This window comes from Nocardia sp. NPDC127606 (assembly GCF_042671725.1).
GTDB lineage: Bacteria > Actinomycetota > Actinomycetes > Mycobacteriales > Mycobacteriaceae > Nocardia.
In genome coordinates this window covers 921,799-934,715 of sequence record NZ_JBHXWQ010000002.1, presented here as the reverse complement: position 1 = coordinate 934,715, position 12,917 = coordinate 921,799, and the positions used below count along the sequence as shown (strand labels likewise).

Annotated in this window: 15 protein-coding genes; 9 read left to right on the top strand and 6 right to left on the bottom strand. The window is 67.7% G+C overall.

All coding sequences use genetic code 11. The features are described from left to right. Positions 1-70 precede the first annotated feature (70 nt). Together ACFVJ5_RS14970 and ACFVJ5_RS14965 are read right to left on the bottom strand one after the other, a co-directional pair. The gene (locus ACFVJ5_RS14970) at positions 71-1,273 is read right to left on the bottom strand and encodes a M20 family metallopeptidase (protein ID WP_379220454.1); all 1,203 of its coding nucleotides are present in this window, start codon (positions 1,271-1,273) and stop codon (positions 71-73) included. A gap of 49 nt (positions 1,274-1,322) precedes the next feature. Next, positions 1,323-2,024, bottom strand: a complete 702-nt coding sequence (locus tag ACFVJ5_RS14965; protein ID WP_379220453.1) for an enoyl-CoA hydratase-related protein — start codon at positions 2,022-2,024, stop codon at positions 1,323-1,325. Positions 2,025-2,149: 125 nt separating this feature from the next. Here ACFVJ5_RS14965 and ACFVJ5_RS14960 point away from each other — a divergent pair, with 125 nt between their 5' ends. Both ACFVJ5_RS14960 and ACFVJ5_RS14955 read left to right on the top strand, forming a co-directional pair. Then, entirely contained in the window at positions 2,150-2,929 is a 780-nt protein-coding gene (locus ACFVJ5_RS14960) for a purine-nucleoside phosphorylase (protein WP_379220452.1), read from the top strand. Then, complete coding sequence (locus tag ACFVJ5_RS14955; protein WP_379220451.1) at positions 2,930-4,438, top strand: phospho-sugar mutase; 1,509 nt, start codon at positions 2,930-2,932, stop codon at positions 4,436-4,438. A gap of 1 nt (position 4,439) precedes the next feature. Here ACFVJ5_RS14955 and upp read toward each other — a convergent pair whose 3' ends face one another. Beyond that, entirely contained in the window at positions 4,440-5,063 is a 624-nt protein-coding gene (gene upp, locus ACFVJ5_RS14950) for a uracil phosphoribosyltransferase (RefSeq protein ID WP_379220450.1), read from the bottom strand. 146 nt (positions 5,064-5,209) lie between these two features. Between upp and ACFVJ5_RS14945 the strand changes: the two genes are divergently transcribed. The 5 genes from ACFVJ5_RS14945 to ACFVJ5_RS14925 are packed head-to-tail and all read left to right on the top strand — an operon-like array spanning position 5,210 to position 8,649. Continuing rightward, the gene (locus tag ACFVJ5_RS14945) at positions 5,210-5,542 is read left to right on the top strand and encodes a hypothetical protein (protein WP_379220449.1); all 333 of its coding nucleotides are present in this window, start codon (positions 5,210-5,212) and stop codon (positions 5,540-5,542) included. Next, positions 5,539-6,690: an NlpC/P60 family protein gene (locus tag ACFVJ5_RS14940; protein ID WP_379220448.1), complete on the top strand. Its 1,152-nt coding sequence runs from the start codon at positions 5,539-5,541 to the stop codon at positions 6,688-6,690. Before ACFVJ5_RS14945 ends, ACFVJ5_RS14940 begins: the two co-directional genes overlap by 4 nt. Continuing rightward, positions 6,687-7,040 carry a hypothetical protein gene (locus ACFVJ5_RS14935; RefSeq protein ID WP_067447900.1) on the top strand — a complete coding sequence of 118 codons (354 nt, stop codon included), beginning with the start codon at positions 6,687-6,689 and terminating at the stop codon, positions 7,038-7,040. The genes ACFVJ5_RS14940 and ACFVJ5_RS14935 overlap by 4 nt, the downstream gene beginning before the upstream one ends. Next, positions 7,037-7,396 (top strand): YbaB/EbfC family nucleoid-associated protein, encoded by a 360-nt coding sequence (locus ACFVJ5_RS14930; protein WP_379220447.1) that lies wholly within the window; start codon positions 7,037-7,039, stop codon positions 7,394-7,396. Before ACFVJ5_RS14935 ends, ACFVJ5_RS14930 begins: the two co-directional genes overlap by 4 nt. Positions 7,397-7,410: 14 nt before the next feature. Further along, a complete protein-coding gene (locus ACFVJ5_RS14925) occupies positions 7,411-8,649 on the top strand; it encodes a primosomal protein (RefSeq protein ID WP_379220446.1) in 1,239 nt (412 codons plus the stop codon). 137 nt (positions 8,650-8,786) lie between these two features. On the opposite strand, the gene ACFVJ5_RS14920 is transcribed toward ACFVJ5_RS14925, so the two are convergent. The 3 genes from ACFVJ5_RS14920 to ACFVJ5_RS14910 form a co-directional block, all read right to left on the bottom strand. Next, the gene (locus ACFVJ5_RS14920) at positions 8,787-9,884 is read right to left on the bottom strand and encodes an adenosine deaminase (RefSeq protein WP_378635512.1); all 1,098 of its coding nucleotides are present in this window, start codon (positions 9,882-9,884) and stop codon (positions 8,787-8,789) included. Positions 9,885-10,055: 171 nt separating this feature from the next. Next, positions 10,056-11,342, bottom strand: coding sequence for a thymidine phosphorylase (locus ACFVJ5_RS14915; protein ID WP_379220445.1), 1,287 nt, complete (start codon positions 11,340-11,342; stop codon positions 10,056-10,058). Between the two features lie 26 nt (positions 11,343-11,368). Then, on the bottom strand, positions 11,369-11,770 hold the full coding sequence (locus tag ACFVJ5_RS14910) for a cytidine deaminase (RefSeq protein ID WP_379220444.1): 402 nt from the start codon (positions 11,768-11,770) through the stop codon (positions 11,369-11,371). Between the two features lie 290 nt (positions 11,771-12,060). Here ACFVJ5_RS14910 and sdhC point away from each other — a divergent pair, with 290 nt between their 5' ends. Together sdhC and ACFVJ5_RS14900 are read left to right on the top strand one after the other, a co-directional pair. Beyond that, positions 12,061-12,465, top strand: coding sequence for a succinate dehydrogenase, cytochrome b556 subunit (gene sdhC, locus ACFVJ5_RS14905; RefSeq protein WP_379220443.1), 405 nt, complete (start codon positions 12,061-12,063; stop codon positions 12,463-12,465). Position 12,466: 1 nt separating this feature from the next. Beyond that, positions 12,467-12,901, top strand: a complete 435-nt coding sequence (locus tag ACFVJ5_RS14900) for a succinate dehydrogenase hydrophobic membrane anchor subunit (protein WP_378996741.1) — start codon at positions 12,467-12,469, stop codon at positions 12,899-12,901. Positions 12,902-12,917: the final 16 nt, after the last annotated feature.

Below are 12,917 nucleotides of genomic sequence, written 5' to 3'. Positions count from 1 at the left end.
GAGTGGGTACCCACACCCATCGATAGCGCGTCGGAGCCTGCGCGTGCGGTGCCCGGATGGCCGGAAATGGTCACCGAATGTCCTCCTGTCGTTCGATCAGCCGTTGCAACAACCTGTCCCTGTGTACTTCATCGCCCGCGATAGCGACAGCGGTACGCGCCAACGCCAGTGCGCCGTCGAGTACCGCCCGGTCCGCCGAGGCATTCACCGCGGCGGCGGCGAACGCGGGCTGGTGGGTTGCCGCACCGCCCGCATCGATGCCGATCACCGGGTGGATACCGGGGACGACGTTGGTGACGTTGCCCATGTCGGTGCTCCCGAGCGGCCGCAGCACCTCGAGCTCGGGCGCGATCGGCACCCGTCCCAGTCCGGTGATCTGCGCGCGGTAGGCAGCGGAGAGAACCGGATCGGGGGTGAGCTCGGTATAGGTGGGCGCGAGCGTCCGTATGTCATGGGTGCAGCCGGTTGCCAGGGCGCCCGCTTCGAAACACGCCTTCGCTCGGCGCATCAGGTCGTCGAGGGAGTCGGAATCGGCCGCGCGGAGGTAGTACAGCAACTCCGCGCGTCCGGGCACGATGTTGGGGGCTACGCCACCGTCGGACACTATACCGTGCAGCTGCTGGCCGGGTCGCAGATGCTGACGTAGCAAGCCGACAGCAACCTGGGTCAGGGTCACCGCGTCGCCGGCGTTGCGGCCCAGTTCGGGCGCGGCGCTGGCATGCGCCTCGCGGCCGTGGAAGACGATGGCGAGGTCGGCCAGTGCCAGTGAGCGCGCGCCGACGATGTCGGTGGGCCCAGGATGGACCATCATCGCCATCGCGATGTCGTCGAAGGCGCCCGCTTCCAGCATGAGCACCTTGCCGCCGCCGCTCTCCTCCGCGGGCGTGCCGAGCACCACCACGGTCAGGCCGAGCGCGTCGGCCACGGCGGCCAGCCCGATGGCCGCGCCGACAGCGGACGCGGCGATGATGTTGTGCCCGCAGGCGTGCCCGATCTCGGGCAGCGCGTCGTATTCGGCGCAGATGCCGACGGTGAGCGGGCCGCTGCCGTACACCGCGCGAAACGCCGTCGACAGCCCGGCGACGCCCGTTGTGACGGCGAATCCGCGCTCGACCAGCGGCGCGAGGACCTTGGCGACGCTACGTGTTTCGGCGAAGGCCAGCTCCGGTTCGGCGTGAATCGCGTGCGAGAGCCCGATCAGCTCGTCCGCGGCAGCCAGAATCGCGGCGTCGGAGGCGGTGGCTGTGAGTTCGCCGGTGCGCGAGGGTGCCATACCCCCAGTCTTGCATCAGTGCCCGACAGCGGCGCACCGGCGAGCGAGGTCAGTTGCCGAAGGGAAGGTTCTCCGGGGTGACCGGCGTGGCCAGCGCGGCGAGGGTCTCCGCGTGCAGCGCGGTCTTGATGATCGGGGTGATCGGCTTGCGCAGGCTGGTGAGCGCGGCGGCGCGGGCGATCGCGGCGGGCAGCACCTCGTCGGCGTCGGCCTTGGCATCGGCGATGCCGGCGGCGATGGCCTCGTCGGCGCCGAAACGGTGGCCGGTGGTCATCGCCTTGACGCACACCTGGTTGCTCAGGCGACCCTTCAGCAAGCCGTTCATGCCGATCGTGAACGGCATGCCCAGGTGCACCTCGGGCAGCGACCAGAAGCCGCGGTCACCGCGCATCACGCGGAAATCGTGGGAGGTGGCCAGCATGGCGCCCGCGCCGAACGCGTGGCCGTTGACCGCGGCGATCGTGGGCATCGGGAAGGTCAGCAGGCGGGTGTAGAGCGAGTGCACCCGGTCGAGGTAGCCGTGGATCTTGTCGAGGTTGCCGAAGACGTAATCGGTGTCGAGGCCGTTGCTGTAGTACTTGCCGGTCGCGACGGTGACCAGCGCGGCAGCGCCCTCGGACGCCTCGACCTTGTCGAGTGCGGCGTGGAAGGCATCGATCCAGTCCGGCGAGAAACGGTTCTCGTTGTCTGTCTCACCCTCGTTGCCGAGGTACAGGACGAAAACATCACCAGAGCGCTCCAAATACGGCATGCAGGGAGAATAAACCGCGACGGAAGGCGCACCTACTCGCGGGTACGACACGTGGGGACCGCATCGTGGTGCCACTGCCGCTCCGGCCGGGGACACCCACCGCCCACGCGGCTTAGACTCCCTTCATGACTGCCGAACAGGCCGCTGCGGCGATTGCCGAACGTACGGGGGTGCCGCGTCATCGCGTGGCCGTGGTGCTGGGATCGGGGTGGCAGGAGGCAGCAGCCGAGATCGGCGCGCCGCATGCCTCGATCCCGATGACGGAGCTACCCGGCTTCGGTAAACCCAGTGCGCAGGGGCACGGCGGCATGGTGCATTCGGTCACCGTGAACGACAACAATGTGCTGCTGCTGATGGGCCGCCAGCACCTGTACGAGGGCTACACGCCGCAGCAGGTGGTGCACCCGGTGACCGCGGCGATCGCGGCGGGCGCCGAGATCGTGCTGCTCACCAATGCCGCGGGCGGGCTCAGGCCGGGCCTGCGGGTGGGTGAGCCGGTGCTGATCGCCGACCACATCAACCTCACCGCGCGCACCCCGCTGGTGGGCGCGCGATTCGTCGACCTGGTCGATGCCTGGGATCCCGAATTGCGGGCGCTGACAAGGGAAATCGACCCGAGCCTGACCGAGGGCGTGTACGCCGGGCTCATCGGTCCGCAGTACGAGACGCCTGCCGAGATCCGCATGCTCGCGACCATCGGCGCCGACCTGGTCGGCATGTCGACGGTGCTCGAGGCGATCGAGGCACGTTCGCTCGGCGCGAAGGTGCTCGGCATCTCGCTGGTCACCAATTCGGCCGCGGGCGTTACCGGCGAACATCTTTCGCACGCGGAGGTACTGGCCGAGGGGCAGGCCGCGGCGCCCCGGTTGGGCAAGTTGCTGCGCGGCATTCTGGAGCGCGTGTAGATGCTGCGCTTCGGGACCGCAGGCCTGCGTGGACCGTTGCGCGAGGGCCCGGACGGTATGAACGTGACGACGGTGTCGCGGGCCACGGCCGGGCTGGCCGACTGGCTGCGCGAGCGGTGCCTCGGCGGTGGCGCCGTGGTGGTCGGGCGGGACGCGCGGCACGGGTCGGCGGAGTTCGCCACGGCGACCGCTGAGATCTTCACCGCCGCGGGCTTTCCCGTGACGGTACTGCCGGATCCGGTGCCGACTCCGGTGGTCGCGTTCGCGGTGCGCGAGCTGGGTGCGGTGGCGGGGGTGCAGATCACCGCCTCGCACAATCCGCCTGCCGACAACGGTTACAAGGTGTACCTCGACGGTGGGTCGCAGTTGATCGCTCCTGCCGACAGCGAGATCGAGAAGCGCATCGAGGCTGTTGCCGAACCTGTCGCACGGGAAGCTGTTTCGACTTCCGGCGCCGATCTGGTCGATCGCTATCTCGAGCGTGTCGGGCAATTGCCCCGGCTGCTGGGCGGTCCCGGCGAACGGGCGGACGTGCGGATCGCGCTCACCGCGCTGCACGGGGTCGGCGGTGAGCTCGCGGTGCGCGCGCTGGCCGCGGCGGGGTTCACCGATGTGCGGGTGGTCGAGGAGCAGTTCGCCCCCGACCCCGACTTCCCCACCGTCTCCTTCCCCAATCCGGAAGAGCCGGGCGCCGCCGATCTGCTGCTCGCGCTGGCCGAGCGGATCGATGCCGACGTGGCGATCGCGCTCGATCCCGATGCCGATCGGTGCGCGCTCGGAGTCCCCGGCCCGACGGGTTGGCACATGCTGCGCGGCGACGAAACCGGTGTACTGCTGGCCGACTACGTGCTGCGCACGCACCCCACCGACCCGCTGGTCGCCACGACCATCGTCTCCTCGCGCCTGCTGTCGAAGCTGGCCGCCGCGCGCTCGGCCCGCTACGCCGAGACCCTCACCGGCTTCAAATGGCTGGCCAGGGCGGGCGACGGACTCGTCTACGCCTACGAGGAGGCCATCGGACACTGCGTCGACCCGTCGAAGGTCCGCGACAAGGACGGCATCTCGGCCGCGGTGGCCGCCGCCGACCTCGTCGCCCTGCTGAAGGCTCAGGGCAAGACGCTGCAAGGCGAACTCGACTCCTACGCTGTCGAATTCGGCCTGCACGCGGGCGGCCAGGTCTCCCTGCGCCTACCCGACCAGGCCGCCGCGAGCGTGCTGGTGGCCGCCCTGCGCGCTAACCCACCCAGCGACATCGCAGGTACCCCGGTGAAATTCACCGACCAGGCGCAGGTGCGCGGCCGACTCCGCACCGACGCGCTGATCTTCGACGCCGACGACTTCCGCATCGTCGTGCGCCCCTCGGGCACCGAACCCAAACTCAAGTGCTACCTGGAGGTTTTCGCCCCGGTCGCCGACCGGGACGACCTGAACGACGCGAAACAGGCCGCCGCCCAGCGTCTCTCCCAGCTCACCACGTTCTGCCGGTCGCTGGCAGACAGCGCGGAATAGTTCAGCGGGGGCCGAACTGGCGGTCGCCCGCGTCGCCGAGGCCGGGGACGATGTAGGCGTTCTCGTTGAGTTTCTCGTCGATGGCGGCGGTGATCAGGCGGACCGGGAGGCCCGAGGCCGCGAGGGCGGCAACGCCTTCGGGGGCCGAGACGACGCAGATGGCGGTGATGTCGGTCGCGCCACGGGCGACGAGGAGTTCGATCGTGTGGCGCATGGAACCGCCGGTCGCCAGCATCGGGTCGAGGACGAAGACGGGCAGGCCGGTGAGGTCGGCGGGCAGTGACTCGAGGTAGGGCACCGGCTCGTGTGTCTGCTCGTCGCGGGCGATGCCCACGAAGCCGACGCGGGCTTCGGGCACGAGTTCGGCTGCGGCGTAGACCATGCCGAGCCCGGCGCGCAGCACCGGTACCAGCAGCGGGGGCGCCGCCAAACGGACGCCGTCGGTGACCGCGACCGGCGTGTCGATGGGCTCGCGCACCACTGGCGCGTCGCGCAGCGCCTCGTACATGAGGATGCCGGTGAGATCGGCCAGAGCATTGCGGAAAGTGGCGTTGTCGGTCCGGGCGTCCCGCATGGTGCTGAGCAGGGCCGCGGCGAGTGGATGGTCGACGGTGTCGGTGCGCATGAAAAGACGATAGGGTCGCTTGGCGCTTCGCGCCTACGACCGCTGGGGAAATTTTCGCGGCAGTAGGGAACCGAATGCGGAGTCGGTGCGTCCAAGATACTGAGTGACGTACTCTGCCCGGGAACTCGAGGATTGGGGGAAGTTCGATGACGAAAAAAATGTCGGCCGATGCCGAAGGCATCGTCGCGTACAGCGCAGCTGCTGAGGTGATGGCCACGGAACTGGCCACGGCGGCGGCTGGTTCGGCTGCCTCCGACCCCTCCCTGCTCGGCCCCATCATGGGTCTCATCGGCGGCGATTTCACCGCCGCCTACTCCGCCGCGCACGCCGGTCACGTGGCGTCGATCGCCCAGCTGTCGGCGGTCATGGGGAGCATGGGGCTGGCCACCGCCAGCGCCGCGACCACCCTGGTCGAGACCGATCTGAACAACGCGGCCGGGATCACCGCGACCGCGGGCGATCTCGGTACCGACGCATGATCGACCTCACCGGGCTGGCTCAGCCCCTCCTCGATCTGCTGTCGAGCTTCGGCACCGGCGTACTCGGCACCGGCGGCGCGTCCGACGGCTTGCGCTCGACCTCGACCAACCTCGACCAGATCTATCAACAGGGTCGCAACAGCATCAACAACGTGAACACCGCGTGGGACGGCCAGGCCGTCGACGCGGCCACCTCCAAGGCGTTGCGCGTGCAGACCTCCTCGGCCACCCTGAGCGACAACGGCGCCGAGATGGCGACCGTCGTCGACCAGGCCGCGGCCTATGTGGAGACCGGGCAGAAAGAGCTCGACGGCATCGTCAACTCGTTCCTGTCGCAGGTGTCCGCGCTCAGCCCCACCCTGGGCACCCCGGCCGGCCTGACCGCCGTGGTGAGCTCGGCGATCGACCACATCGGTCAGGGCATGGGCGTCGTCGGCCGGGTGCAGGACGAAATGAGCACCCAGACCGCCGCGATCCAGGAACTCACCCCCGCGCCGTCGAGCACATCGCTGGCGAGCGTCTCGTCCGGCGCGAGCAACCTCGTGTCCTCGGCGTCGAGTTCCGGTCTGCTCTCGACCGCGGCGAGCACCGGCAGCACGGTGCTCAGTGCCATGGGCTCCGGTCTGTCGACGGCGATGGGTGGCAGCAACAGCAGCAGCTCGAAGTCGACCACCACCGGCGGCACGGGCGCGGGCACGGGAACGGGCGGATCGACGGGGTCATCGGCCGGTTCGTCGACCGGGTCCGGCACCGGAGTCAAGATCACCCTGCCCGACGGCAGCACCGTCGAGGCGCCCAACGAGAAGGCCGCGACCGCGGTCCGCTCGGCCATCGGCGCGGTCGGCACCCCGTACGTGTGGGGTGGCAACGACCCCCAATCGGGCATCGACTGCAGTGGGCTCACCAAGTACGCCTACGGCGAGGCCGGGGTCGAACTGCCACGGTTGGCGCAGGAACAGCACATCGGCAATCCTCAGGTATCCCCCGGTGACCTGATGCCGGGCGATCTGGCCGTGTGGGACGGCCATGTCGCCATGGTCGTCGGCAACGGGCAGCTCGTCGAGGCGGGCGATCCGGTTTCGATCAGTTCCATCCGAACGGAGAACAGTGGCATGGAGTTCTACGGCTTCTACAGGCCTACCGAATGAGCGGCACGCCGATTCCCGAGGTCCCCAATGTGGAGTCCGCGGTCAGCAGTAACCGGTCCGGCACGATCTCGGTCCGCGCGACCAGCATGGGTCTGCCGATCGCGCTCAAGTTCGAACGCAGCGAATACCAGTTCGGCGCCCAGGCGCTGGCCGACGAGATCCTGCGCCTGACCCGGCGCTCGACCATCGCCGCCGCCGCACGCCTGCGCGAGGTCTACAGCGAGCAAGCGCAGATCCCCGACGAACTGCTCGACAAGATGAACCTGCCCACCCGGCGTCAGGCGGTCGACGAGCTCGATCGCATCGACGACGCCGACACCGGTCAGACGAGTTGGATGAGGCCACTGTGAGTGCGGAAATGGATGCCCTGGTCGCGGGCGTCACCGGAAAACTCGAGGCGCTCGAGGCCGCGCTGTACGGGTTGAAGCAGGTCAACGGGCGGTTCACCACCGAGGACGGGCTGGTCACCGCCGAGGTGAACAGCGACGGCGCCCTCGTCGCCCTGACGCTGGACGAAGCCATCACCACGCTGGCGCCCACCGAGGCCGCCGCGCTCATCCTGTCGGCCTGCAAACAGGCCACCGAGACCGCCGGTGAGGCACGTTCCAACATCATTGCGACACTGAACGAATCGCTCGTCGGTCCGACTGCACAGCCCGACGGGCAATTAGCACCCGGGCCGGATAGTGCCCGGCGCTCGAGCTAGCTAGGCTTCGCGTCATGGCTTCTGGAGACATCGTCCCGATCGAGCTCGGTCTGACCGATGGCGATCTCGTCACCCTGTGGGCACCGCGCTGGCGCGACGGTGACGACGAGTGGGAGGCGTTCCTCGGTCACGAGGACGACCTCTACGGATTCGAGTCCGTTGCGGAGCTGGCGGCGTTCATCCGCACCAACTCCGACAACGACCTCGTCGACCACCCGTCCTGGGCGGTCATCGCCGGTCTTTCGGCCGCTGAGCTGGAGCCGGAGGAGAATTTCAGCTTCGATCTGGTCTCCGTGCCGGAACTGGCGGCGGGCGAGCCGGACGTCGACGTCGTCGGCGAGCTCGAGGACACCCTGGCGATGGTGCGCAATATCGCCGAGGTGTGCGAGCTCGACGTGGTGACCAAGTTCTTCGGGAACAACCCGGTGCTCGGTGCCTTGGCCAGCGGGGCGAGCACATTCGTCGGCCGCGACGGTGAAGAGCTGTGGGACCAGGTCGGTGCCGCGATCGTCAAGGGCTGGGACGACGTGCTCGACGCGATCGACAGCGTCGTCAGCACCCCCGATGTCGACGCGGCCGCGGTGGCCGTCGCCGAGGCGGAGCTGCTGGCGGCCGAGGAGAACGAGGTCGACGCCGACGACGCGGCCGAGGAGGAGGAAGAGTTCGAGAACGTCGACCTCACCGCCTCCGACGAGGACGAAGAGGAGTCCTTCTGGGACGAGGTCGGCATCGACCCCGTCAAGATCGTCACCTCCGACGGCGAGCAGTTCACCCTGCGCTGCTACCTCGACGACGAGCCGATCTTCCTCGGTGACGGCCGCACCATCACCGTCTTCGGTTCCGAGCGCGCACTGGCCCGCTACCTGGCCGACGATCACGAGCACGAGCTGTCGCGGGTGTCGACCTACGCCGAGGTGCAGACCGCGGCGGTGGACGGTTCGCTCGAGGTCGAGGTGACCGACGAGAACGTCTACGTGCTCACCGGCTTGGTCGACGATCTGGCCGAGGGCCCCGAGGCGGTCGATATCGAACAGCTCGATCTCGCGGTCGAACTGTTCAGCGACGCGGCCGACTACGCCGATGACGACAGCGTGGAAACGGCTCTCGCACAGTCGAACCCGCTCGGCTGGTACGTCTCGTACCTGCTCAACCCGGATCCGAACCGGATGGCGCCGAACCCGCCGTACGCGTCGGAGGCCCAGCAGTTCCGCGACCTGCAGCGTGCGTTCGAAGCGCGACTCGTCAGCGAATAAGAGGTCCCTCAGTCGGCAGTGAGGACATGGGTAACTCATCGGGGACGAGCGAACCCGACCCCCAGCGTTACCGGTAGCCGCGTCGCTACCGGTAACGCACTTGAGTCTGGCTAGAAGTCGCGGAGAGGCGGGACAGCCTAGCCGAGCAGTACCGCGTAACCCGGCTTGATCACTTCGTCGATGATCTTCAGCCGGTCCGGGAACGGGATGAAGGCCGATTTCATGGCGTTGATGGTGAAGCGTTCCAGGTCGCTCCAGCCGTAGCCGAAGGTGTCGACCAGTTTGAGCATCTCCTCGCTCATGGAGGTGTCGCTCATCAGGCGGTTGTCGGTGTTGACGGTGACCCGGAAGCGCAGGCGGGCCAGCAGGTCGAACGGATGCTTGTCCAGCGAGGGCACCGCACCGGTCTGCACGTTCGACGAGGGACACAGTTCCAGCGGCACCCGCATATCGCGCACGTAGTTCGCGACCAGCCCGAGCTGCGCGTCTTCGATGTCGCCCGGGACGCTGATGTCGTCGGTGATGCGCACTCCGTGGCCCAGCCGATCGCAGCCGCAGAAGGCGAGCGCCTCGTGAATCGACGGCAGGCCGAACGCCTCACCCGCGTGAATCGTGAAGTGCGCGTGATTGGCTCGCAGATACTCGAACGCGTCCAGGTGCCGGGTGGGAGGGAAACCCGCCTCGGCGCCCGCGATGTCGAACCCGCCCACCCCGGCATCCCGGAACCGCACGGTCAACTCCGCGATCTCCCGCGACCTCGCCGCATGCCGCATCGCCGTGAGCAGGCACGTCACCCGAACGACGTTGCCCTGCTCGGCCGCGATCGCCTCGCCCTCACGGAATCCGGCGAGCGTGTGCTCGACCACCTCGTCGAGCGTGAGGCCCTTCTCCAGATGCTGCTCGGGCGCGAACCGCACCTCCGCGTACACGACCCCGTCGGCGGCGAGATCGATCGCGCACTCCCGCGCCACCCTGCGCAGACCCTCCGGGGTCTGCATCACCGCGACCGTGTGCGCGAACGTCTCCAGATATCGCTCGAGCGATCCGCTGTCGGCGGCGTCGCGAAACCACGCCCCCAAACTCTCGGCATCGGAAGCGGGTAATTCGTCATAACCGCAATCAGCGGCCAGCTCTAGCACCGTCGAGGGCCGCAGACCACCATCGAGGTGATCATGCAGCAAGGCCTTCGGTGCGCGTCGGATCGAAGCAAGGTCAAGGGGCGCCGGTCCAGTCATGTAAAGACGGTAGCCGCCCGCGCCGATCCCGGCAGCGAAGTTCCCACGTGGCAACCGTCTCGTTGATTACCCGCCCCGCTCAGGACTAGCGCGGGCCACCCGCACTCCACACTCCGTGCACCCAGCCCGTCCCCCTCCTCAACAAGACCGTCCTGGACTGCCGAACTCCGGTCACCCGATCCGCCCGAGCACCAACTCTCCCGGCTTCCCATCAGGCGCGGACTCGATCGCCACAGCCCCCTCGAGGGCCGCCAAGGCCCCAGCAAACGCATCCGGCGTATCCGTACGCAGCGTCAACAACGGCTGCCCCACCACCACCGAATCCCCCGGCTTGGCATGCATCTCTATCCCAGCCCCCGCCTGCACGCTCTCCCCCTGCCGAGCACGCCCGGCACCGAGCCGCCAAGCGGCAACCCCCACCCCCATCGCATCGAGCCGGGTCAGCACCCCACTCGATTCCGCCCGCACGATCTCGCTGTGCCGAGCAACAGCCAGCGCGGCATCCGGATCCCCACCCTGCGCCTGAATCATCGTGCGCCAGTGGTCCATGGCCCGACCGTCGGCGAGCACATCGGCGGGATCGATGTGCAGCCCGGCTTGCGCGACCATCTCCCGAGCCAGCGTCAAAGTCAGCTCGACCACATCCGCAGGCCCCCCACCAGCGAGAACCTCCACCGACTCGGCCACTTCCAGCGCATTGCCCGCAGTCCGCCCGAGCGGAGTATCCATCGCGGTCAGCAAAGCGACCGTGTTCACCCCCGCGTCGCGCCCGAGTTCGACCATCGCTGTGGCGAGTTCGCGAGCGCCGTCGAGGGTCTTCAAGAACGCCCCCGACCCGACCTTCACATCGAGAACCAGCGCCGCCGTCCCCTCGGCGATCTTCTTGCTCATGATCGAACTCGCGATCAGCGGAATCGACTCGACCGTCCCCGTCACATCCCGCAGCGCGTAGAGCCGCTTGTCGGCAGGCGCCAGATCAGCACCCGCCGCGCAGATCACCGCGCCGATCGCCGGGTCGGCCAGGATTTCCCGCATCCGCGGCACGGTCACGTCGGCCTGCCACCCGGGGATCGACTCGAGCTTGTCCAGCGTCCCACCGGTGTGCCCGAGCCCTCGCCCGGACAACTGCGGCACCGCGGCCCCACACGCGGCCACCAGTGGAGCCAACGGGAGGGTGATCTTGTCGCCGACCCCACCGGTCGAATGCTTGTCGACAGTCGGCCGCGGCAGGTCGGTGAAGTCCATCCGGCTACCCGACCCGATCATCGCCGCTGTCCACCGCGCGGTCTCGCGCCGGGTCATCCCCCGCCACACGATCGCCATGGCCAGCGCCGACATCTGCTCGTCGGCCACGATCCCCCGGGTGAACGCGTCCACCACCCAGTCGATCTGTGCGTCGGACAGCTCTGCGCCGTCGCGCTTACCGGTAATGATCGAAACCGCATCCAGTGCCGTCATGGCCCAAGTCTGGCACTGCGATCCGACTACTGCTGTCCGGCCGCCAGATCATCCGGCCCGAAGGCGTAGGGCAGCAGCTCCGACAGTGGCTTCGGGCCGTCGGCGTGGTCCACCAGCAGTTCGCCCCCGCCGTGTTCGAACAGCAGCTGACGACAGCGCCCACACGGCATCAGGATTTCGCCGCGAGAATCGGTCACGGAGACGGCGATGAGACGGCCGCCACCCGACGCAAATAAGTTACCGACGAGTACGCATTCGGCACACAGGGTTAGCCCATATGAGACATTTTCCACATTGCATCCGCTCACAATTCGGCCATCCGCGCTGAGAGCAGCGGCGCCGACGGGGAAACCCGAGTACGGGGCGTATGCCGACCCCATTGCCCGAATTGCCATGTCATGCAACGTATTCCAGTCAATTTCGGGCACCGAGAACCTCCAGCCGATCCCGCCGAACACCGGGAAACAGGGGCCGGAACACCAGTATCCGGCATCGAGAAAGGTAAACCTAACTCGCCTGTTTTACGCGCAACGCACGGCACGCCGAATTAGTTCCGCGAAACAGAGGGGATTAGAGTTCACCGAAGATCGGTTCAGGTTCCCGGCGGCGGGCCAGCGCTCGAGAATACAGCGCAGCCACCTGGGCATTTGCCTCTCCACGCATGCCGGCGTCGGATCTGTGACCGGGTCCATCAACGACGTTGGAGGCACCGCACTCTATGACCACGATAGAAGCTCCGGCTCCGGCCCAGCCGAAGCGGAAGACGCTGTACCGCGGCGACCCTGGCATGTGGTCGTGGGCGCTGCACCGGATCACCGGTGTCACGCTGTTCTTCTTCCTCTTCGCGCATGTGTTGGACACGGCACTCGTCCGGGTCAACCCGGATACCTACGACCACGCGATCGAGCTCTACAAGAACCCCGTCGTGGCGTTGATGGAGATGGGTCTCGTCGTCGCCGTCCTGTTCCACGCCCTCAACGGTGTCCGGGTCATCCTGGTCGACTTCTGGTCCCAGGGTCCGCGATTCCAGAAGCAGATGCTGTGGGTCGTCCTCACCATCTGGGTTCTGGTCTCCGCCGCGGGCGTCGGCCGCCAGTTCTTCTACCTGCTGACGGAGCACTGATATGTCTGCACCTGTCCTCGGCAAGTCCTACGATCGCCCGGCCAGCCTCGACTCCCCGCGTTCGCCGCGTGGCAAGTCCAACGGCAACTTCGAGAAGTACGCATGGCTGTTCATGCGCATCTCGGGCCTGTTCCTGATCGTCCTCGTGCTCGGCCACATGTTCATCATGCTGATGATCGATGGCGGCGTGAATCGCCTGAACTTCGCGTTCGTGGCCGGTCGCTGGTCCAGCCCGTTCTGGCAGTTCTGGGATCTGTCCATGCTGTGGCTGGCTCAGCTGCACGGCGGCAACGGTCTGCGCGTCATCATCGATGACTACTCGCGCAAGGACTCCACCCGGTTCTGGCTGAAGGTCATCCTCGTGCTGTCGATGATCCTGGTCGTCGCCGTCGGCACGTACGTCATCTTCACCTTCGACCCCAACATCACAGGTTAGGAACAGGCCACCTCGC